This window comes from Flavobacterium terrae (assembly GCF_900142035.1).
Lineage (GTDB): Bacteria > Bacteroidota > Bacteroidia > Flavobacteriales > Flavobacteriaceae > Flavobacterium > Flavobacterium terrae.
Genome location: NZ_FQZI01000001.1, coordinates 751658 through 774939 on the forward strand (window position 1 = coordinate 751658; position 23282 = coordinate 774939).

20 protein-coding genes are annotated in these 23282 nt (G+C 30.1%); 3 read left to right on the forward strand and 17 right to left on the reverse strand.

The window, feature by feature from the left end; translation table 11 throughout:
• Positions 1 to 44: 44 nt before the first annotated feature.
• Complete coding sequence (locus tag BUC09_RS03405) at positions 45 to 2306, forward strand: cation:proton antiporter domain-containing protein (protein ID WP_073308682.1); 2262 nt, start codon at positions 45 to 47, stop codon at positions 2304 to 2306.
• On the opposite strand, the gene BUC09_RS03410 is transcribed toward BUC09_RS03405, so the two are convergent.
• The 7 genes from BUC09_RS03410 to BUC09_RS03440 form a co-directional block, all read right to left on the reverse strand.
• Positions 2289 to 4490, reverse strand: coding sequence for a DUF5686 family protein (locus BUC09_RS03410; RefSeq protein ID WP_234972512.1), 2202 nt, complete (start codon positions 4488 to 4490; stop codon positions 2289 to 2291). The genes BUC09_RS03405 and BUC09_RS03410 overlap by 18 nt on opposite strands.
• 153 nt (positions 4491 to 4643) lie before the next feature.
• Complete coding sequence (locus BUC09_RS03415) at positions 4644 to 5507, reverse strand: hypothetical protein (RefSeq protein WP_073308693.1); 864 nt, start codon at positions 5505 to 5507, stop codon at positions 4644 to 4646.
• 8 nt (positions 5508 to 5515) lie between these two features.
• Positions 5516 to 6754 carry an MDR family MFS transporter gene (locus tag BUC09_RS03420; protein WP_073308695.1) on the reverse strand — a complete coding sequence of 413 codons (1239 nt, stop codon included), beginning with the start codon at positions 6752 to 6754 and terminating at the stop codon, positions 5516 to 5518.
• Positions 6755 to 6815: 61 nt separating this feature from the next.
• Entirely contained in the window at positions 6816 to 7886 is a 1071-nt protein-coding gene (locus tag BUC09_RS03425; protein ID WP_073308697.1) for a Ppx/GppA phosphatase family protein, read from the reverse strand.
• A gap of 133 nt (positions 7887 to 8019) precedes the next feature.
• The gene (frr, locus tag BUC09_RS03430) at positions 8020 to 8583 is read right to left on the reverse strand and encodes a ribosome recycling factor (protein WP_073308699.1); all 564 of its coding nucleotides are present in this window, start codon (positions 8581 to 8583) and stop codon (positions 8020 to 8022) included.
• A 74-nt stretch (positions 8584 to 8657) separates the two neighbouring features.
• A complete protein-coding gene (pyrH, locus tag BUC09_RS03435; protein WP_073308701.1) occupies positions 8658 to 9365 on the reverse strand; it encodes a UMP kinase in 708 nt (235 codons plus the stop codon).
• 58 nt (positions 9366 to 9423) lie between these two features.
• Complete coding sequence (locus BUC09_RS03440) at positions 9424 to 10083, reverse strand: queuosine precursor transporter (RefSeq protein ID WP_073308703.1); 660 nt, start codon at positions 10081 to 10083, stop codon at positions 9424 to 9426.
• Positions 10084 to 10149: 66 nt separating this feature from the next.
• Between BUC09_RS03440 and BUC09_RS03445 the strand changes: the two genes are divergently transcribed.
• Positions 10150 to 12252: a M3 family metallopeptidase gene (locus BUC09_RS03445; protein WP_073308705.1), complete on the forward strand. Its 2103-nt coding sequence runs from the start codon at positions 10150 to 10152 to the stop codon at positions 12250 to 12252.
• A 60-nt stretch (positions 12253 to 12312) separates the two neighbouring features.
• Here BUC09_RS03445 and tsf read toward each other — a convergent pair whose 3' ends face one another.
• From tsf to rplM, 4 genes are all read right to left on the reverse strand, one after another.
• Positions 12313 to 13275 carry a translation elongation factor Ts gene (tsf, locus tag BUC09_RS03450; protein WP_073308707.1) on the reverse strand — a complete coding sequence of 321 codons (963 nt, stop codon included), beginning with the start codon at positions 13273 to 13275 and terminating at the stop codon, positions 12313 to 12315.
• A gap of 130 nt (positions 13276 to 13405) precedes the next feature.
• On the reverse strand, positions 13406 to 14164 hold the full coding sequence (gene rpsB / locus BUC09_RS03455; protein WP_073308709.1) for a 30S ribosomal protein S2: 759 nt from the start codon (positions 14162 to 14164) through the stop codon (positions 13406 to 13408).
• 144 nt (positions 14165 to 14308) lie between these two features.
• Positions 14309 to 14695 carry a 30S ribosomal protein S9 gene (rpsI, locus tag BUC09_RS03460; protein ID WP_073308711.1) on the reverse strand — a complete coding sequence of 129 codons (387 nt, stop codon included), beginning with the start codon at positions 14693 to 14695 and terminating at the stop codon, positions 14309 to 14311.
• Complete coding sequence (rplM, locus tag BUC09_RS03465) at positions 14695 to 15150, reverse strand: 50S ribosomal protein L13 (protein ID WP_073308713.1); 456 nt, start codon at positions 15148 to 15150, stop codon at positions 14695 to 14697. Before rplM ends, rpsI begins: the two co-directional genes overlap by 1 nt.
• Positions 15151 to 15387: 237 nt before the next feature.
• On the opposite strand from rplM, the gene BUC09_RS03470 reads away from it, so the two are divergent.
• Complete coding sequence (locus BUC09_RS03470) at positions 15388 to 16413, forward strand: LacI family DNA-binding transcriptional regulator (RefSeq protein WP_073308715.1); 1026 nt, start codon at positions 15388 to 15390, stop codon at positions 16411 to 16413.
• Here BUC09_RS03470 and BUC09_RS03475 read toward each other — a convergent pair.
• The 6 genes from BUC09_RS03475 to BUC09_RS03500 are packed head-to-tail and all read right to left on the reverse strand — an operon-like array spanning position 16410 to position 23281.
• A complete protein-coding gene (locus BUC09_RS03475; protein ID WP_073308717.1) occupies positions 16410 to 17060 on the reverse strand; it encodes a methyltransferase in 651 nt (216 codons plus the stop codon). The genes BUC09_RS03470 and BUC09_RS03475 overlap by 4 nt on opposite strands.
• Positions 17060 to 18580 carry a B12-binding domain-containing radical SAM protein gene (locus tag BUC09_RS03480; RefSeq protein ID WP_073308719.1) on the reverse strand — a complete coding sequence of 507 codons (1521 nt, stop codon included), beginning with the start codon at positions 18578 to 18580 and terminating at the stop codon, positions 17060 to 17062. The genes BUC09_RS03475 and BUC09_RS03480 overlap by 1 nt, the downstream gene beginning before the upstream one ends.
• A 2-nt stretch (positions 18581 to 18582) precedes the next feature.
• Positions 18583 to 19662, reverse strand: coding sequence for a radical SAM protein (locus tag BUC09_RS03485; RefSeq protein WP_073308721.1), 1080 nt, complete (start codon positions 19660 to 19662; stop codon positions 18583 to 18585).
• Positions 19662 to 21116: an aryl-sulfate sulfotransferase gene (locus BUC09_RS03490; protein ID WP_073308723.1), complete on the reverse strand. Its 1455-nt coding sequence runs from the start codon at positions 21114 to 21116 to the stop codon at positions 19662 to 19664. The genes BUC09_RS03485 and BUC09_RS03490 overlap by 1 nt, the downstream gene beginning before the upstream one ends.
• Complete coding sequence (locus tag BUC09_RS03495) at positions 21100 to 22248, reverse strand: lipopolysaccharide biosynthesis protein (protein WP_073308725.1); 1149 nt, start codon at positions 22246 to 22248, stop codon at positions 21100 to 21102. The genes BUC09_RS03490 and BUC09_RS03495 overlap by 17 nt, the downstream gene beginning before the upstream one ends.
• A complete protein-coding gene (locus tag BUC09_RS03500; RefSeq protein WP_073308727.1) occupies positions 22241 to 23281 on the reverse strand; it encodes a glycosyltransferase in 1041 nt (346 codons plus the stop codon). The genes BUC09_RS03495 and BUC09_RS03500 overlap by 8 nt, the downstream gene beginning before the upstream one ends.
• Position 23282: the final 1 nt, after the last annotated feature.

The window sequence follows — 23282 nt, forward strand, 5'->3', positions numbered from 1 at the left end:
TAATTATTTTGTCATCTTTGTTCTCGAAATTTGATGTTTCAATTATGAAAAATCTTAAAAACGCAATTTTTTATTTTGCAGTGACAGGAGTCTTTACAACCCTTATGTATTGGATAGTAGGGGAAGGTAAAGGATTAGAAATAGGTAGAAAAATAATAGCTCCCACCTCAAAAAATACTTATTGGAATGATTTCCTTATTGCGTTAAGCCATAATTTAGAACACCCTTTAGCAATTCTATTAGCTCAAATAATTACAATAATAATTATAGCTCGCTTTTTTGGCTGGATTTTTAAAAAGATAGGTCAACCTTCTGTTATAGGTGAAATTATAGCTGGAATTTTTTTAGGACCTTCTCTTGTTGGAATGTATTTTCCTGAGTTTTCAAGTGTATTATTTCCTGTAGAATCGTTAGCAAATCTTCAGTTTTTAAGTCAAATTGGATTAATTCTATTCATGTTTGTTATAGGAATGGAATTGGATTTAAAAGTTCTTAAAAATAAAGCGAATGATGCTGTTATTATAAGTCATGCAAGTATTGTTATCCCCTTTGCATTGGGCATGGTTTTGGCGTATTCTATTTACCACAAGTTTGCACCACAAGGTGTTGAATTTTTATCATTTAGTCTTTTTCTTGGAATTGCAATGAGTATTACAGCTTTTCCTGTACTTGCAAGAATTGTACAAGAACGCGGAATACACAAAACTAGATTAGGAACTATAGTGATTACTTGTGCAGCAGCAGATGATATTACTGCTTGGTGTTTACTCGCTGTAGTGATAGCTATTGTTAAAGCAGGTAGTTTTGTAAGTGCTTTGTATGTGATAGGGTTAGCGGCTTTGTATGTAATTGTAATGTTGTTTTTAGTAAAACCTTTCCTTAAAAGAGTAGGAGATTTGTATGGTAAAAACGATAATTTAAGTAAGCCTGTTGTAGCTATTTTCTTTTTAACCTTAATCATTTCTTCTTATTGTACCGAAGTGATAGGTATTCATGCATTATTTGGTGCCTTTATGACAGGGGCAATTATGCCAGATATAACAAAGTTTAGAAATATTTTTATTGATAAAGTTGAAGATATAGCTTTGATTTTACTTCTCCCATTGTTTTTTGTTTTTACTGGTTTGAGAACACAAATTGGATTAATTAATGACCCTTATTTATGGAAAGTAACAGGACTTATTATACTCGTAGCCGTTATTGGTAAGTTCTTAGGAAGTGCTATTGCTGCTAAAGTTGTAGGACAGGATTGGAAAGATAGTTTTACAATTGGAGCGCTCATGAACACAAGAGGGTTAATGGAACTTGTAGTTTTAAATATTGGCTATGATTTAGGGGTTTTATCTTCAGAAATTTTTACCATGATGGTAATTATGGCATTAGTAACAACACTAATGACAGGTCCAGCTTTGGATGTAATTAATTTTATATTTAAAACAAAAGATGTTGTAATTCCTGAAATTGAGCAAGCGGTTAGCAAATTTAAAATTTTGATTTCTTTTGGGAATTATGAGAAAGGAAAGTCACTTTTGAATGTTGCCAATGCTTTAACTAAAAAGCAAAAAGAAAAAGCAGCTTTGACAGCTATGCATTTGTCTTTGAGTGATGAAATTCATGGCTTTAATATTGAAGAGTACGAAAAGGAAACTTTTGAACCTATTTTAGAAAAATCAAAACTCTTAAACGTAGAGATTAAAACTATTTTCAAAGCAACCACAGATATAGAAAATGATATTGCTGAGATCGCAAAGCAAGGTGATTATGATTTATTATTAGTTGGTTTGGGTAAATCTATTTTCGAAGGAACTATTTTAGGGAAAGTGCTTGGATTTACTACTAGAATTATAAATCCTGATAGATTATTAGATAAACTAACTGGAAAAGAAGGTTTGTTTTCTAATTCTATTTTTGATGAAAGAACACGTCAAATTATTGCAAAAAATGAAACTCCTCTAGGAATTTTAGTAGACAACGAATTGCAATCTATAGATAAGATTTTTGTTCCTCTTTTTAATTTTGAAGATGCTTTTTTAGTAGATTATATTCAGAAGTTTGTTTACAATAACAATTCGAAAGTGAATATACAAAATCAAGTAGAAAATAATTACTTAATTAATAATGCTGTGGAAACATTAGATAAAGAATATCCAGATAATATTTCTTTTGTGAAAGAAGAGCAAGTTAATGCATCATTCCTTGTTAAGCAGGATTTAATGTTAGTTAGTTTAGAAAGTTGGAAAAAATTAGTAGCTACCAATAATATTTGGCTGAGTAATTTGCCTTCGGTTTTAATTATTAAACCCTAAATTGATTTGTATACTCAATTTTATGGCAATATTATCTTCAAATTGGGGTAAATGATTTGCACCATATCTATAAGTAGCAGTAAAACCTATGCCTCTGTAAATTTGATTTAATTCGAAACCTGATTCTAAAAACCCTTTATCAAGTGTTTTGAAATAAAAGTTTTTGTGTTTTTCCTTGTTGTCAAGAGTGCCTATTCCGTATCGACTAACTAATGAGAAAACAGGTTTTATTCTTCTTGATATTTCTAGTTTAGGGAATTGATGTTCTAATTGGAAAAAAGCATGCTTGTTTGAAATAAATTCATTGTAAAACATAGTTTCAAAGCTGTCTCTTCCGGCAAAAGTTATTCTTTTTAAAATTTTATTCTTGTTGAGATTATTTGGAGAATGATTATATAAATGAGTTATTGGGACATCTCCATAAGCATATCCTGTTTCTGCTAAAAAAAGTATTTTATGATTTGAATTGAATTTTTTCTGATAATCAAATCTAAATTCAAATTTACCGAAATCAAAATAATTGTTCCAAACTCCATCTAACGATTGCGAGATTTGAAATGTAAATTTTGGAAACTTTTTTTCAATTTCAATTTTTCCGCTAGGTGTCTGCATGTATTTGCTGAAAGGGTTCCATTGTAAAGATGCAGTAAATATTGTAGCGTAAAAGTCATCATATAATACACCGTTATTTTCAAAAAAATAATCAAATTTAGGTTCAATGAAACTATGAGTAATTTGAAAAACACTTTGAGTTTTAGGAATCATTTTCGTTTCTAAAAAAGCTTTCCAGGTCTCATGATTATAAAATGTACTAATATTGAAAGGTCTAGGATCGTAAATTTTAAAAACACGTTTGTCAATTTCAAAGTTTGTGTTAGCAATTTCACTCAAATCATCTTTATAAGAGAGACCAAGCCAGGTTTCAGATTGATTTCCTATTTTTAGAGCATTGGATATAAATACTTTAAAGAAACCGTCTTTTGTTCCATATGCGCCATATCCTTCAATTTTATATCTTTTTGACAGTTTTTCGTTTGTTACTCCCCCAATTCCTAATCTAAACCCTTCGTAGTTGTTGTAACGAATAAGGTATCTTAAGTCAACATCAAAAAACCCAATAGGATAGTAGCCGTTAATTACTTTTCGTCCAATTTTTATTTTGTTTTCCCATCTTCTTTTTTGTACCAAACTATCCAATGAAATGTAAGTAGGATTACTTCTTACATCGGTCGAATCATTAAAGTATGTATACCATAAATTATCTTTTTTTGAAATTGCCTTTTCGTTAATCTCAATTTCTGTGTCATTTTGGTTTAGGCTAGATATTTGATTAAATCGAGGTTCAAAATAGGTAGTATTCGATTTGATTTCTATAAAATCTGAGGCGTATTTTTTATTTCCTGGATTTAATTTTGGATCTGTTCCTTCAAAAGTAATTGTTTCACCTAAAATTTTTATAGGAGCTTTGCTATTCCCTTTTTTAATAGTTAAACTAGTTTTTTTAGGGATCCAGTTGTTAATTTCAACATTAAAATCAAATTCATGTAAAGAAAAAACTTTTAGAATTCTTGATACTCTGAGTTCTAATTTTGCAATGCTGAATTTTTCTGCGTCGATAAATAATGTACCATAGAGTTTGTTTTTTTTGCTTTCAGTCTTTGGTTCAAATTCTATTCTGTAAACTTTTCGGTCTTCTAGTTGAATTACTTCTTTTAAGTTGTAATTGTATTTTGAAAGGCCTCTTTTTGAAATAGGATTGTAATATTCTTTTTCTACTAATGAGTATTTATGATCGTAAACGGATTGTGGTTGTAATTGAAGTGCAAAATATTCGTAAATCGGTTCTTTGAAACCGGCCATTCTTGTTGCTAAAATAATCTCTTTGTTTTGACCATTTAGAGTTTTGAATTTTGAAATTTTCTCTGTTTGATACAAATGTTGTTTTGAAATTATTTTTTTAAAATTAAAATCGGATGAGTCTATTTCTTTAAGGATTTTTTTACCTCTTTTTATCACAAAAATTGAATCAATATAACCGTTTATCAATTCTGGATTTGCTGTAATTATTAATTTGTTATAAGTTGTAGATTCAAAATTTCTAGTTTCGTTTGTTTTTGAAAGATTAATTGTTCTTTTAATTATTTCATCAGCAGACAAATCAATTTTTTGCGCTTTTATTTTCATTATGAAACCAAATGAAAACAGAAAAACTATTAAAAAAACCTTTTTTAAAACCATTTAAGAAGAATATATCCCGTAGGGGTTTACAAATATAGATTTATTCCATAAAAAAATCTGCATGAAGCAGATTTTAGTGGTTTTGTTTTGTGTTAAGTATTATTCTAATTCAAAAGAGGAATTCAATATTAATTTAGATTTGTCAAAAACATTTAAAAAAAATGATCCTGATTCTAAATCATTTGTTGGTACTTCTATTGTTACAGGAGTTGTTTTTCCATCATATTTTATTTCTTTAGAAGCGCTGTATGCTAATGATTTTCCTCCAAATTTTTTCTCTTTTTTAGTGCCAACAATATTGTTTTTACTGTTAATGATTTGAACATAAAGTTCTTTTGTTGTTGGTTTTGTGAAGTCATTTTCAGCAATTGAAAATGTTACAGTTATTAAATCTGTTCTGCTAGCTTTCTTTGTTTCTATTTGTTTACCTGAATTACGAGTTTTAAAAAAACTAGTTTTTAAATCATAGAAATAAAGTTTTGAAGCTGACGATATTTTTTTTGCCAATTTTTTGTGTGCAATTAACAAAGTGTCGTTTTTAGTTTTTTCTCTCTTTAAGGCTAAATTAGTACTGTCAATTTTCTTTTTATATACATCTACTTCGTCTAATAGAAGTTTTATTTTTTCGTCTATATCAGTAACATTTTTTTTGTAGTCAGCAATATTGTTAGCGTTAATGTTTTTTCTTTGTTTTAATTCACTAATTAGTTTTTTTATTTTGAGCTCTTCCGCAGTCACTTTTTTTGACAAAAAACTATTGTTTGTCATAGTTTGGGTTAACAATTGCTGAGATTTTTCGAGGTCTTTAATAATGTTGTGTTTTTCTTCTCTAAGTGAAATAATCATGTCTTTAGATCTGTCAGACATCTTATAGATGTAATACATGCTTCCTATTAGCGTAGTTGCTAAAAGGACTATTACAGTTTTTAAATTATTATTTACTTTTTGAGTGTTTTTTTGCATTGATAATATTACTGTATTTTGAATTTGTTTTCTGTTTTAATGTTTTTGTCTAGTATATAATACATGCTGATTCCTATTATTCCAACCAAAGCCATTAATAACCAATTTGAAAAGTAATTAAAATTTTCGATAACTGTAAATCCAACTTTAGGACTAGTTATTTGTGCTACACTAAAACTCATTGTGTATAATGCCATATACTTTCCTTCATGGCCTTTTATAGCTCTATTAAAAGCAAATGTATTAGAAAAAGAAAACAATAATATTTGGCCAATTGTAATTAAGAAAATACTTAAGGCCATTATGGTTATTGATTTTGAAATTAATAAACAAAAGAACCCGAGTGTCATGAACACAGATCCTGATAAAATTATTTTAGTGTCTTTGTATTTTTTTGTTTCCAAAAAACCTATTAATGGCATTTCGAATAAAAATATAATAATACCATTAAGCGAAAGCAGAAGTCCTATTTCGATTTCACTTAGCTTCAGTTTTTCAGTATTATACAAAGGGATTGTTGTAAATAATTGAAAAAATAAGAAGGCAGTTATGAAACTAGCAAATAAGAAGAGCACAAAGTTCTTGTCGTAAATGTTACTTTTTTGTATTAGAGTTTTATTTTCTTTTTTGCGAAGTATTGTTTTTCTTGCTTTGTAAATTTTACTTTCATCTATGAGTAACATAAATGTTGTTATAGCTATAATACAAGTTAAACCATCAATCCAAAATAATAAATCATAATTGTCTTTTTGAATTAGCATACCTGCAATTATAGGTCCCGAAACTATACCTAGATTTACAGCAAGTCTAATGAGTGTTAATGCTCTTGTTCTATTTTGATCATTAGTAAAGTTAGAAACCGCAACATACATTGCTGGTTTGTACATGTCTGCAATTGCTGTGATTAAAAACAAACCAACACATAACTCGACAAAATCATATAAAAACATTAATGCGATTATTCCAAATCCAGTTAAGAAGAGGCTTGAGAGCATTATGGTGTAATAACCTATTTTATCAGTCAATTTACCACCTATCCACGATCCTGTTAATGATCCAAGACCTATGCATGCCATCATCCATCCAATTTCATTGAATGAAAAGAAAAATTCCTCATGTAAATATTTTGTCAGGAAGGGCATAACCATGGCGCCCGTTCTGTTGATATAAGTAATGAGCGTTAATACCCATATTTCACGAGAAAATCCTTTAAAATTGTCTATATAGGAATTAAAATAACGTTGCATTGTTTTGGGGCTTAGGTCTTAAAAAAAATAGTCGAGAATTTTCTAAAAGAAAATGTAGGAACTAGTAGATTTTTTTGACTTTTTTAGAACGATCAGCTACGTATGAAACAAGCCAAGCGATTTGTCCTTCTTTTGCAAAGTATAATTTTTTGTTATTCACTTCAGGTATAGCTTCAAGGCATACTAATAAAATATTGCTACCTGAGATTAGATATTTTTGCGAATATGTTTTTAAAACTTTTTCAATGTCTTTGTCGGTTTTTGCAAGTTCTTCAAATCGTTTGAAATTATTTTTCAAAATCGCATCATAGTTTATTACATCTTCTAGCTTAAATTCATTGAAAGTTTCCTTTGCAGCCCCATTATATAAGGTATAAAATGCCCAAACTGCACCACCTGACATATAAACTTTTTCTTTTTCCAGAGCTGTTGGTTTTGAGCCATACATAACGTTTACTTGTTCGCGAAGTGTAGGTAAAAATCCAAAAGACTTAATGTTGAACTCGTTAATTTCATCATTCCTAGTTTTTTTGAGAACAGCTTCTGTTAATGTTATTGTACCGTAATTCAAGCTAAGTGGGAAAAACACAAAATTTTCACTGTTGTAAACATCTACATATCCTCCTTTTGTATTTCCTCCTCCAATATCTAAAACCATCGAGTCTTTATAATCAACTGGTGGAATACAACCTTTTAAAAGCATTTTTCCTTCCATTTGAGCATCGATAAATTCCATTTCTTTACCAATTGCAGCCTTAACTTTATCTACAAGTGCTTGAGTATTTTTTGCCATTGCAACACCTGAAGAGCCTACAATGAAAATGTTTCCATCAGCCACTCCAATTTCGTTTTTAATTTTTTTGTAATTATTTGTTATTACGGTTGTTGCACGATCTATATCTTCTGGAATTAAGTTTCCATCTATCGAAATCCCTTTTGCTAAAGCAACATTTTCAGTCCAATAGGATTTTATGTTAAAACCTCCTTTTTTAATGTTGTAAACATCTATTACAGACATTTTGATTCCTTTACTTCCTACTTCAATTCCTGCAAAAATATTTTCTTGTGAAAAGAGTATTGGTTGAACTAATAATAATAAGGCTATTGTAAAATGTAGTCGTAAACTTTTCATAAGCGTAGCTTTAGGTTAAATTTGTTACTAGGCTTCCAAAAATATTAAAATTTTGTTAATATAAAAGTTAAAATTGGTAATAATAAAAAAATCCGTCAATAAGACGGATTCTAAATAAGGATATTTTCAATCGTTAAACCTTCATTATTTCAGCTTCTTTGATTGCTAAATGCTCATCTATTTTTTTGATAAAAGCATCTGTTAATTTTTGTACATTTTCTTCAGCAGTTTTACAAATGTCTTCAGAAGTGCCATCTTTTTCTAGTTTTTTGATATCTGTGTTAGCGTCTTTACGTGCATTACGAATACCAATTTTTGCATCTTCTGCTTCTGCTTTAGCTTGCTTTACTAAATCTTTACGACGTTCCTCTGTTAAAGGTGGTACAGAAATGATAATGTTATCACCATTGTTCATTGGGTTGAATCCAATGTTTGCAATCATAATTGCTTTTTCAATAGGTTGTAACATGTTTTTTTCCCAAGGAGTAACTGTAATAGTTCTTGCATCGGGTGTATTTATGTTTGCAACCTGCGATAAAGGTGTTTGTGATCCATAGTAATCTACAAATACACCACCTAACATTTGTGGTGATGCTTTACCCGCACGAATATTTAAAAATTCTTTTTCTAAGTGAGCAATAGAGCCTTCCATAGATTCTTTAGTGCTGTCTAGTATAAAATTAATTTCTTCAGTCATTTTTTAGATTATTAAATTATTAGAGTGTTAGACTTTTTTATTAGTAAGACTAACTTGTCTAAATTCATTAAAAATTATATATTAACTACAGTTCCTACGTTTTCTCCTTTGCAAATTTTTAATAAGTTGCCTTCCTTGTTCATGTCAAAAACAATTATTGGTAATTTATTTTCTTGACTTAAAGTAAAAGCAGTAGTATCCATTACATTTAATCCTTTGGCAAGAACATCTTCAAAAGAAATGTAATCGAATTTAACAGCATCAGGGTTTTTTTCTGGATCTGCATTATAGACGCCGTCTACACGTGTTCCTTTTAAAATAACATCTGCATCTACTTCAATTCCTCTTAATACAGCAGCAGTATCGGTAGTAAAGTAAGGGTTTCCTGTTCCAGCACCAAATATTACGATGCGATTTTTTTCTAAATGCCTAACTGCTCTACGTTTAATATAAGGTTCTGCAATAGCTTCGATTTTTAAAGCAGTTTGCAATCGAGTTAACATTCCTTTTTCTTCTAATGCGCCTTGTAGTGCCATTCCGTTAATAACTGTGGCAAGCATTCCCATGTAATCTCCTTGAACGCGATCCATACCATTACTTGCGCCAGCAACACCTCTAAAGATGTTTCCTCCACCAATAACGATTGCTATTTCTACTCCTAAATCATGAATTTGTTTTATTTCCTCAGCATATTCGCTAAGTCTTTTTGGATCAATACCATATTGGCGTTCTCCCATTAGTGCTTCTCCACTTAATTTTAGAAGTATTCTTTTGTATTTCATTTTACATTGTTTAGCAGTGCAAATATAGATATTATCTGTGATTTTAGAAATACTGTTTTTAGGTTGTTTTTTCTTCTGAATGCAAGTATTTTTCTATCAAATAATGGCCAAGATAAATTAAAGGTGTTAATACAATGGCTATAATTAGTTTAAAAGAATATCCTGAAAGAGACATATTGATGTAGTCTTTTGTTGAAATTTTTCCAGTTAACCAAAAGGCAATACCAGAAACGATAAAGCTGTCTATTAATTGCGAAATAACTGTTGATCCAGTGCTTCGTAGCCAAATCATTTTTTTTCCTGTTTTGTTTCTGAGAATCCAGAATACAGATGCATCAACTAATTGAGAAACCAAAAAGGCAATGATACTGGCTACCATTATGAATAGACCTTGGCCGAAGACTGCAAAAAATTGAGAATCGTTTACGGTTTGTCCGGTTTCAAATGCAGGAATTTTTGTTCCAATAAATAACAATATGATGCAATAAGCAATGAGTCCAGCTGTGATGAATGATAATTTTTTTACACCATCTTTTCCAAAATGTTCGTTTATTAAATCAGTGGTGAGGAAAACAACTGGCCAAGGTAAAATGCCAATGCTCATTAAAAAAGGTCCAATTTGGATTAGTTTTCCGCCAATTAATTCTGCAACTATAGCGTTAGTTATAAATATTCCGGCTAGAATTATGAATACTATATCTTTCTTGGTTTTAAACATAAAATTTTATTCAAAAGTAAATATCTTACAATTTTAGTAAATTTGAATCAAACTAATTTCCTAACAATGAAAAAAACAATTGGAATTATTATAATGGGATCAATTTTAACAATGGCAAATGCTCAAACGAATCCTCTTTTGAAAGAATGGACTGGTATTTATGGAGGTGTTCCTGCTTTTGATACTTACCAGGTTTCTGATTTTAAACCGGCTTTTGATGTAGCAATTCAAGAGCGAATTCAAGGGTTAGATGCTATTGCAAATAATGCAGCAAAACCAACTTTTGAAAACACAATCGTGGCTTTAGAAAAAGTGGGCGATAAATTGAAACGTATTTCAGTAGTGTATGGCATTTATGGGTCGAACATTACTTCTCCAGAATTCAATAAAGTACAATCAGAAATGGAACCTGTTTTGGCTGATTTGAGCAGTCAGTATTATCAAAATGAAAAATTATTTCGTCGTGTAGAAACAATTTATAAATCGGCTGAAATGAAAAAACTTACGCCAGAACAGCAACGTTTAGTTTGGGTATATTATAAAAACTTTGTTAAGCAAGGTGCTCAATTATCGGCTTCAGACAAACAAAAAGTAAAAGAAATAAACGCTCGATTATCGGTTTTATTCACTCAGTTTAGTGATAATTTGTTGGCAGATGAAAACGACCAATATGTTGCATTAACTAAAGAATCCGATTTTGCTGGATTACCAGATGGAATTGTTAGAGCGGCAAAAGCGGAAGCTAAAGAACGAAATTTGACTGTTTTGGGATGCATTGGTAATACACGTTCTTTTGTGGATCCGTTTCTAACGTTTTCACCTAATCGCGAGTTACGTGAAAAAGTATTTGAAATGTTTGTAAAACGTGGAGATAACAATGATGCACATGATACTAAAAAGATTTTAACAGAGATTCTTAAATTACGTGCTGAAAAAGCAAAGATAATGGGATTCCCAACTTTTGCACATTGGAATTTAACCGATAGGATGGCTAAAACTCCAGAAAATACTATGAAGTTAATGGAATCTGTTTGGAAGCCAGCTATAGTTCAGGTACAAAAAGATGTTGCAGAAATGCAAAAAATTGTTGATGCTGAGGGAGGTAAATTTAAAATAGAACCTTGGGATTATCGTTATTATGCAGAAAAAGTACGTAAATCTAAATACGATTTAGATCAAAATGAAATTAAAGAATATTTGCAGTTGGATAAACTACGTGAAGGTATGTTTTGGGTAGCTGGGCAATTGTTCGGGTTAGAATTTAAACCAGTTGCCAATATTCCGGTTTTTAATCCTGATGTTAAAGTTTGGGAAGTAACCTATAAAGCAACTGGTCAAAAAGTAGGATTGTGGTATTTTGATCCTTATGCACGCAAAGGAAAGCGTTCTGGAGCTTGGATGAATGCCTATCGTAACCAGCATAAAATTGATGGAAATGTATTGACAATAGTATCTAATAACTCTAATTTTATAAAAGGAGTAGAGGGAGAGCCTGTGTTGATTTCATGGGATGATGCTAATACTTTATTTCATGAATTTGGACATGCATTACACGGATTGTGTTCAAATGTTACGTATCCGTCACTTTCAGGTACAGCTGTAGCTAGAGATTATGTGGAGTTTCCTTCTCAAGTTTTAGAGCGTTGGTTGTCTACTCCAGAGGTGTTGAATAAGTTTGCATTGCATTATAAAACAAATCAACCAATTCCACAAAGTTTAGTTGAGAAGATAGAGAAGGCGGCTACTTTTAATGAAGGGTTTGCTACCGTAGAAACGATTTCGAGTTCATTAGTAGATATGAAATTACATTTAGCAGGATCTAAAACAATCGATCCAACAAAGTTTGAAAAAGATTTTTCGGAAGAATATAAAATGCCTAAAGAAATAGTTTTACGTCACCGTATTCCGCAATTTGGGCATATTTTTTCTAGTGATGGTTATGCAGCTGGATATTATAGTTATTTGTGGGCAGATGTTATTTCAGCTGATGCTACAGAAGCTTTTTTAGAAGCTAAAGGTGGCTTTTATGATAAAAACGTAGCTAAGAAATTATATGATCATGTGTTTAGTGTTGGAAATACAATAGATCAAGCAGAAGGCTATCGCGCTTTTAGAGGAAAAGATCCAAAATCAGATGCTTTGATGAAAGCTAGAGGATTTAAAGAATAGTTTATAAAACAAAAAAGAGACTTCAATTGAAGTCTCTTTTTATTTATTGTAATTTGTAGATTAACCTAAAGTAACTCTTTTGAAACCTGTGATTTCAACATTGAATCCTTTAACGTAATCACTAACTTTTTTACTATCATCTTTGATGAAGTTTTGATCTAATAAAGCTTTTTCTTGATCTAAAGTAGTATTGTCAGAAATGAAACGTTGGATTTTTCCAGGAATAATTTTATCCCAAATTTGCTCTGGTTTACCTTCAGCTTTTAATTCGGCTTTAGCATCTTCTTCAGCTTGTTTTAATACTTCTTCAGTTAATTGAGAATAAGAAATATATTTAGGAACATTTTTCAATGTTTTTCCTAAACGTTGTGCTTCTTCATTTTCTTTTTCAATTACAGCAATACGTGCAGCAAGTTCAGAAGCAACGAAAGCAGGATCAAAATCTTTGTAAGATAAAGTGTCAGCTCCCATTGAAGCAACTTGCATAGAGATGTCTTTAGTTAAAACATCAGCATTAGCAATTGGAGCAGAAATTGCAGTTAAAGCAGCAATTTTGTTCACGTGAACATAAGATCCAACGAAAGCACCTTCTAAGATTTCAAAACCACCGATTTCGATTTTTTCACCGATAACACCAGTTTGTTCGATTAATTTTTCAGCAACAGTGATTCCGTTAAAATCTGAAGCTAAAAATTCTTCTTTAGAAGAAAAGTTAATAGCTCTTTCAACTAAATCTTTTGCTAAAGCTACGAAAGCTTCATTTTTACCTACGAAGTCAGTCTCACAGTTTAAAGTGATGATAGCTCCTTTAGTGTTGTCTGCATTGATAAAAGAAACAGCAGCTCCTTCAGAAGACTCGCGGTCAGAACGGTTAGCAGCCACTTTTTGTCCTTTTTCTCTAAGGATTTGGATAGCTTTATCGAAATCTCCTTCAGCTTCAACTAAAGCTTTTTTACAGTCCATCATTCCGGCACCTGTAGTTTGTCTTAATTTATTTACGTCTGCAGCAGTAATTGTTGCCATAGTGTTTTAAATTTTTAAGTTTTTTTAAAAGTAAAAAATTCCAATCTTCAAATTCCAAGTTCCAATTTTAAGAAATCATCAAATTTGATAATTCGTTGGAACTTGGAATTGAGATTGGAATCTATTTTATTTATTCTTCTGAAGCTGCAGTTGTAGTTTCAACTTTTGCTTCTTCAGTAGCTTCTACTTCTTTGTCTGAAGTTCTGTTAGATAAACCTTCAGTGATAGCAGCAGTAACTAATGATAATACTTTGTCAATTGATTTTGAAGCATCATCGTTTGCAGGGATTACATAGTCAACTTGACGTGGGTCAGAGTTTGTATCAACCATTGCAAAAACTGGAATGTTTAATTTTTGAGCTTCTTTTACTGCGATGTGTTCAGCTTTGATATCAACTACGAATAATGCAGCTGGTAATCTAGACATATCAGCGATAGAACCTAAGTTCTTCTCTAATTTTGCACGTAGACGCTCAATTTGTAATTTCTCTTTTTTAGAAAGAGTGTCAAATGTACCGTCTTTCTTCATTCTGTCGATAGAAGCCATTTTTTTAACAGCTTTACGAATTGTAACGAAGTTTGTTAACATACCACCTGGCCATCTTTCAGTGATGTATGGCATGTTTGCAGCCGCTGCTTTTTCAGCAACGATGTCTTTAGCTTGTTTTTTGGTAGCAACGAATAATACTTTTCTACCAGATGCAGCGATTTTTTTCAAAGCTTCGTTAGCTTCTTCAATTTTAGCTGCAGTTTTATATAGATTGATAATGTGGATACCATTACGCTCCATATAGATGTAAGGAGCCATGTTTGGGTCCCATTTTCTAGTCATGTGTCCAAAATGAACACCTGCTTCTAGTAATTCTTTAACTTCTACTTTATTTGCCATTTTGTAATAGTTTACGTTCTGTTGAATTAGCAATGGATAAGTAGCGATTTATAATCAGGTCTTAACCATTTAGATGCTAAACTAATCTCCGACCTCAGTACGGAAAAGCAACAATAACTTAGTTTTAATAAATAATAATAAATATTAACGTTTAGAGAATTGGAATCTCTTACGAGCTTTCTTCTGACCGAATTTTTTACGTTCAACCATTCTAGGGTCTCTCGTTAATAATCCTTCTGGTTTTAAGATTGCTCTGTTTCCTTCTCCAACTTCGCACATAGCGCGAGCAATAGCCATACGAACAGCTTCTGCTTGACCTGTAGTACCACCACCATAAACATTGATTTTAACATCATAGTTTGAAGCGTTTTCAGTCATTGCAAGAGGTTGCATAACTTTGTACTGTAAAGTTGCAGTAGGGAAATAAGCATTAAATGCTCTTTTGTTTACAGTGATGTTTCCTGTACCTTCTGATACATAAACACGTGCCACGGCACATTTTCTTCTACCGATTTTGTGAATAACTCCCATTACTTAAGATCGTTTAGATTAACGGTTTTAGGTTGTTGAGCAGCATGTTTGTGCTCTGGACCTACATTTACATTTAAATTACGGAATAACTCAGCACCTAATTTGTTTTTAGGTAGCATTCCTTTTACAGCTTTTTCTACTAATAATGCAGGGTTTTTTTGTTGCATTACTTTAGCTGTTAAAAATCTTTGTCCTCCTGGGTAACCTGTGTGGCGAACGTAAGTTTTGTCTGCCAATTTGTTTCCAGTTAGATTGATTTTTTCTGCGTTGATAATGATTACGTTATCTCCACAGTCCACGTGCGGTGTATAACTTGGCTTGTACTTACCTCTTAAAAGCATCGCAACTTTTGTAGCAAGACGACCTAAGTTATGACCTTCAGCATCAACAACAATCCACTGTTTGTTTACAGTAGCTTTGTTTGCCGAAATTGTCTTGTAGCTTAATGTGTTCACAATAATTACTTTTTAATTAAACATTCCATTCCCAATTAAGGGAGTGCAAAAGTACAATTATTTATTTATAAAGCAAATAGCATTTTAAATTTTCTTTTTTTATTGCCTTTCAATTGGTTACAAGGATTGAGGTAAATGTTTCTTTTTAAACTATAATTCATTTAATAATGACAATCGAATTTATCCAACCAAAAGAAATTTTATTTTAGTATTTTTACGCTATATATAATGTAATAGATGAAGCCAAAAGCCACATTAAAGCAAATTGCTGCAGATTTAGGTGTTTCAGTATCCACTGTTTCAAAAGCGCTAAGCGATAGTCCTGAGATTAGTATTGCTACTCGGGATAAAATTAAAGAGTTTGCGAAGCTTAGAAATTACAAACCTAATAGTATGGCTCAAAATTTAAAGAGACAACGTACTAATACTATTGGTGTTATTATACCTAATATTTTGAATCCTTTCTTTGCAAAGGTGTTTAGTGGTATAGAAAAATATGCTAATGACAAAGGTTATAATGTTATTACTTATATATCTAATGAGTCAATGGAAAAGGAGAAACAAGCTATGCATATGTTGAGCAACGGTACTGTAGATGGTTTTATTTTATCTATTGCAGAAGAAACACAAATGCAAAACGAAATGTCACACTTTAAAGAAGCTATTAAAGATGGTATTCCTATCGTGATGTTTGATAGAACTTCAGATAATGTAGAATGTGATAAAGTTATAGTTGATGATTATGACTCCGCAGTGCATGCAACACAACATTTAATAAATACAGGCTGTAAACGTATTGCGCTTTTATCTTGTGATGCTAGTTTGAGTGTTTCTCAATTGAGAGCCAATGGTTATTATGATACATTAAAAGAAAATAATATTGCAGTAGCAGATGAATTGGTAATTATGACGGATACTGTTGAAGAATATGATGAAAGATTAACTCATTTAATTGATAATGTTTCTTTTGATGGAATTTTTGCTTTGGATGAACACGCCTCTACTTTAGCGATGAAGTTAGCTGTTAAGAAAGGAATAAAAATCCCGGATGAATTACAAATTGTAGGTTTTGCCGATGGGGCTTGGTCAAGACGATTAACACCAAGTTTAGCTACAATAAGCCAGCACGGACCACAAATTGGAGCCGAGGCTGCTAAACTTTTAATAGACCGTATTGAAAAGAAAGCAGAGAAAAATGTCTACAAAACGACTGTGATAAAAACAGAGTTGCGTTATAGAGATTCTGTGAAGAAACCGGTTTAATTTTCAAATATAAAATTTGTTTCTCTGTAAATTTTTATTTCTTTAATGAGATTAAATTCAACTTCATTTTTTTTTGCTATTTGCAATATGTTTTCAATTTTGCAATCTTCGGATAAAATCATGTAGATTTTAGACTTAATGCTTTTTTCTTTAATCTGATTAAATAATGATTCAAAATATTCAAAATTTTGCCCACAAAACCACGCTTGTTCTTTTATACTTTTAGGATTTTTTGGGTAATATGGTGGATTAATAATGATGAAATCAAAATTAATATCTTCAATTTTTTCGAATAAGTCAGAATAGTAAATATTTACAGAGGCATTGTTTTGAATACAATTTTTATTTAAAAATTCTAATGCTTTCAAATTTATATCTGTAGCTGTTACTATTGCACCTCTTTTATAAGCATAAATGGAAATTATACCACAGCCACAACCAAGTTCAAGTAGTTTTTTATTACTCAAATTTATTGTGGAGATAAAATCAAGTAAGATCTTTGTGCTAAATGTTAAATGTGGAGGAAAAACATCAGGATGTACTTTTACACAAATATTTTCATAGCAATAATTTCTTGGTTTTGAATAATATAAGTTTGAACCAAGTTTTAAAAAAGGATGAGTTATTTTTTTAATTATATTTCTCATTATTCAGAATAAAAACCTTCAATTTCTGGTTGACGGTATTTCCATATTTTATGTAATGCTTTTATTTCGTAAGGGAAATGATAGAAATTTGTTTTGTATCGTATACCAGATATGGTTTGTAAAACTTTCTTTTTATATCCTCGAATTCTGAAATCAGAAGCGGTGGGATAATATCCATTTAAAACGGTTTCGAAATTTTTGATTGTGTCAATCATATAAGGTTTTAACCATGGTGTTAATGGGTTTTTACGTAAATCGAAATTTTCCCAACTTGGCGAAATCCAATCTTCTAATTGTTCGGGAAAATGAAAGCCAGCATCAAGTATTTGTTGGTATAATTCTGATCCTTCAGTGGGAACAGGACTAAATAAATATATTATTATTTCAGATTTAGGATTGATGGATTTAATTTCTTTTATGAAATTAATATCCCACAAGATTTGGTCGTAAACTTCCTTTTCCGTTGGAGCAGGCATTCCTAATACGAAAGATAACTCTGGAATGATGTCGACCTTCTTCATCCGCAAGACAAAATCTTTAATCATTTGTCCGGTTTGTGTTCCGCCTTTATTCATTTGTTTTAAAACAGCATCGTTACCCGTTTCAGCACCTAAAAATATCATTTTACAGCCAGCTTTGCGCATCAGTTTTAAGTCATCGTCTGAATACATGTTTATGGTGTCAATTCTACCTTCGCCCCAATAACTTATGTTATCATTTAAAATGAGTTCTGAAAATTCTAAGACGCGTTTTTTGGAGGTAAAAAAATTATTATCGTGAAATTCAATGGCGTCAATTTTATATTTTTCCTTGAAATACTTCACATCTTCATAAATACGAGTAGCTGACATACCTTTCCATTTCGCATTATAAATTGGTACTACTGCACAAAATGAACATGAAAAAGGACAACCCATGCTAGAATGATAGGACAAGGTTTTGTTTCCCATAAATGTTTTTGCTAAATAATTTCTAACAGGATAAAAAGTATTTAAATAGTCGTATGGAAATTTTGGTAAAGTGTCTTGATCGAGTAATGCTTCTACACAATTTTTAATGATTTTGCCTTCTTTGTCTTTAAAAATAAGATTCTTTATTGAAGGCAATTGTTCTAAATCGTTGAATTCTAATGCTTTTAAAAGTTCAGGAAATGTATTGTCGCCTGGCCCGTTAATTACATAATCGACATAGCCAGAATGTAAGCAAACTTTATATTGATTGGATGCAAAATAACCACCCCAAATTGTTGTTACTTCTGGAAATTGTTCTTTTATTTTTTTAGTGAACGGAATCGCTTGACGCAATTGAGGACCCGGCATAACCGTGGAACCAAAGTATTTAAACTCTCCAGTTTTTAAATAACTTTCAATTTTTCCCCAAGGATTTATTTCCAAATTTCCATCCACAAAAACATATTCATATCTTCCATGTATTGAGGCGCCAACTTGCAGTATAGAATTAGGAATTCGATGTTTGCCGTTAGCACTACGTGGGTTGAATATGATGATTTTTCTTTTCATTTCTAAAATGCACTACAACATCTACTGCATGCTGGTAATTGACCTCCATTGTTAATCAAGTCATCTCTAAAATTATTTAAAACATTTGAATTCCAAATTTGTTTTAGAGTTTCAGTATTTAAATTTCCTAAATTTAAATTATAGCATCTACCATGAGAGGGAATTACACTTCCATCTGATTTTATCATGATATTTGAGAAAACATCATTACAAACTTTACCTATTTTTTTCTCTGATTTTAAATAAAACTCATCTAGTTTGGTTTTACTGTCAATTTCAGGTGAGAAACTTATTTGGAAATTGAATTTTTCCTTTTTTATTTCATTGATTTCATTCCAAAGCAAATCTAAATTATAATTGTCAATATTAATTTCTTCAACATTTGATGCTGTTGCTTTGTATTTAGTTCTCCAGATTAAATTGTGAGTATCAGCAACAGATTGTGTTGTAAAATTGGTGTGCATAAACCCAATCTGTTTTAGTGGGAAACCTTTAAAATATGTTGCAAATTCTTTCAAGTAACCAATATTCCATTCTGTAATTACACAAAAAACGGATATGGATTGTTTTGGATTTATTTTTAAAATTTCTTCAATTCCTTCAACTGCCTTTTGAAAAGATTTTGCATGTCCTCTAATAAGATTATGAATTTTTTCTGGTCCATCTAATGAAATGAATAAGTCTGACAATCCACCTGTAACTAATTTTGAAGCATTTTGTTTTAAAGTTAATGCGTTTGTAGTTATAGATGTTTTTATGTTTTTACTTTTAGCATATTCTAAAGATTCATGTAGATAGGGATACACTAATGGTTCTGTAAATGCGTAACCTAACTTCGATTTTGGATAATATAGTGCCATTTGATCTATGATTTTCTTTATCAAATCTAATGGCATATTTAAAGGTTGTGTTCCTATTAGGTTTTGAGCAAAATTAGTTTCTAAAGTTTTTGTGCCTACATCACACATTTTACAATGTAAATTGCACACATTGTTTACACCTAAGACAATCCATTCTGGTGAGAAAAAATAGTTTTTAGGTAAAACTTTTTGGTTAATTTTTTTTAGAAAATTGTCTATCATTAAAAACTAATATTATACTTTAAAGCTCTATATGAATATCTGAAACTATTTGGGTTGTTTCTAAAACTCAAATCTAACACAATATTTCCATTGGAAGTAATTTCTGTAATATCTGATTTATTAGCATTTATTTGGGATGTAGTATTTCCTCCCCAACCAATAAAATAATTACCGTTGTTTAATTTTTGAGCTGATCCCATAATGTCGAAATATCTTCCTGTTTCGGAATATTCATTTACAATAGTTGCTGTATGATTTGTATCGTCAATGTCAAATTCTACAATTCTAGATTGTTGTGGATTTTTAGTAACACCATTGTCAAAAAGTAATAAATTACCATTGCTTAAAATCGTAGCATGATGTGGATGCGAAATAATATTGTTTCCTGTTAAGTTGAAATCGCTATTACTTCCGCCAAAGCGCCACATAATTTGTACGTTGTTTCTATTGATTTTAAAAACTTGATTGATATGTCTTCCTGAAACGATAAAATTATTATCTATTGGATCAATGTTAATCGAATTAAAATGTAAATAATCCACTCTTGAATTGGTTGCAAATTGTTGGTAATAAATAGGATCAGTATGTTGTAAAAATTCTGGAAAATCTGCCGAATTCCATTCGAATACAACTTGCCCATTTAGAATTTCTTGGAAAACAAAATCAACTAATTCAACAGCACTCGATCCGCCATAAGAAGCCATATCAACACCAGGACGATAGACATAAGCAGGTAGAATGTAATGATTGTCATTTAAATAAATAAAATCATGATTGTCTGTTCTTATGTAACTATGATTGTTCTGAGGTAATAATTCAAGTTCATTAATTTCTTCAAATTTTTCATTCATAATAACGACTTTGCCTAAGGTATTGTCGTTATATGAAAATCTTTTTTGGTTTGTATTCGTTTCAAAATACTTGAAATTAATAATTTGATTGTTGTTTTTTTTGTAATAAACTGGAAACCCATCATTGTTTAAAATGGCAATATAATTTGTTAAATTAGGATTGTTATTTGATAAGTGAAATTGGTTAATTAAAATATATCCATCTGATGGATTATTTTTAGTAATTACATTTATATTAGGCATGTCTTCGGGCATGTAATGAACAGTATAAATTAAAGCTTCAGCATTTTCATTATATGATTTAATAACTATATCGTCGCCAGGATTTAATTTTATACTAGTTGTTTTTGTAATTACTTTTTGATCATTGATATAAATTACTTTTTTAGAATCGAAATTATCAATAATAATGTCAATTAAATTTAAAGTGTTTAAAGATGTTATGCGATAATCTTTAACGGAAGAATCGAATGCGGGATAAATTTCACCAGTTGAAATATGAAAAGAAGAAATTGAATTATCAATTTTATTATCATCTTCTTCAGAACAAGAAAGAAACAGGTATGGTATTAAAATTAATAAAAAATTAATAATGTTTCTCATTTTTATTTTCTCTTAATATTAAAAACAAATATAACCATTGTGATATACATACAGAAATTACTATACCTAAAATTCTTAAGTATGGAATGAGAATTAAGGCAATAGCAAAATTTAAAATGATACTAATGAAGCTATAAAGCATTACAAATTTTTCTTTTTCTTTTCGATAAAATTGTAAAATATCAATTGTGTAAAGAAAAGTTGGTATGGTTGATAAAGCTGCAAATAAATAAATGAGTTTGGAGAATTCGATTTGAAGTGATTTTTTTAAAAAAATCCAAATTATAATAGTTGCTATGCTTGTTATTGGAATTGTAAAAAGTAAAATTTTTGATTTTATTTTTGAAATGGAATTTTCTGGTAAACGAAATAAATGTTTGTTAATGGGTAAAACTAAATAAGCAGGAATGGATTGAAGAATAATAAAGCAATTCATTAAAATTTGATATTCGGATAATTCTTTTTTTGTGAAAAAATAATTAACTAAATAAATATCACATTTTGAGGCTAACCATCCACTAAAACCAATTAAAAAAAATGGAAAGGTCTTTATTAGATTTTTAATTGAAAAATTTAATGAAACATTCTTAAGATTTGGTTTAATGCAGAAAAATAATATTAGATTTTTAATTAAAAAACTAAAGCAAAATAGTAACAAAATTGAAGGTAATTCGAAATTTGGAATTAAATAAAAACCTGATAAAATGATAGTGATTCCAATTATTTCAGATGTAAATTGTAATTCTAGTTTTTGCTTATAAACTACTAATATTTCAAAGCTGTTATAGATGAAAATTAGAATTAACAATATAATTGAATAAAGCGAAATAGCCTTTGAAAAAAAAGCAAAAAAAGTTAAACTTGGAAGTAATAACGTACTTCGTTCGATCAAATTGGAATAAAATATCGACAGATAATTAGATGTGTTTTTACTTAATTCTTTTATTAAATAATTTTGTCCCGACCATTTCGCAATAAAGGCAAGAAAATAAATCCAGATAGAAATTGAAATAAATGTTCCCCAATTTTCTTTTCCATAAAACTTTACTCCTGAAAAAAGAAGTAAGAAATTGAAAAGAGGTAATGAAACCAATTTTAAAATACTATAGAGAAGCTGTAAAATTCTATTCATTGTATAGTTTTAAATAGTTCTCTACAGTTTTTTCAACAACATATGGATTTATGTGTTTTTCAGAAAAATGCATTGTTAATGCTTTTTTGCAAGCCAAAATTATTTCTTCTTTGGTTTCAGTAATTAGCCAGTTTTTCATAGAAAAAGCACAACCTACATTTTTAGAAACTATAAAGGTTTTACTCTCTAAGGCTTCTGGAAAAATCATTCCAAAACTTTCGTAATTACTAGTATGCAAAAGTACTTTTGCTTTAGAAAGATACTCTAATGTTTTTTGATACGATAATAATCCAGTTAGTGTAATGGTGTTTTCAAGGTTTAGTCTTTTTATTTTCTCTTGTAATTTCTCTTTTTCAATACCATCTCCTATCAATATAACTTTTAAAGAAGTACTTTTATTTATTTCAAAAATAACATCAATAAAAAGCTCATAGTTTTTTAATGTGATTAATGAACCAACACCAATTATATCAATGGTTTTTATTGTTGAATTTAAAAAACGTTTTTTTGTTATTCCCCAAGGAATAATTTTAGATTCTATGTTGTAGTTTTTAAATAATTCATCATGATGATTTTTTGAAAGTGTAACTATTTTAGTAGCATTCTTGTTTAAAAAAAGAGCATATTTATTTTTGAAAACATCTAGTCCCATGGCTGTAACTATAGAGTTGATGTTTTTCTTTGTTGTGAAATATTGACCAATTAATGAGCATTCACCAATCCAAAAACTATGTAGAATATCAATAGGACATTCTTGGTGAATTTTTTTTAAAGTTGAATAAGCTTTTTGCCAAACAAAAATCTTTTTAAGTTTTGAGTTTCTACCATTTAACGGAATTATAATACAATTATGCCAATTGTAACTTTTATTGTTGAAAGGAAATTGAAAAGCAATAATTGTAATTTTTAATTGAGGTTCTTCATTTTTTAAGGCAAAAATATATTCTTGAAGTGCAGGAATAGTTGTTGTGTCTTGTTCGTTCTGAGCAAAACCAGGCGTTAATAAGACAATATGTTTAACTTTACTTTCCAAA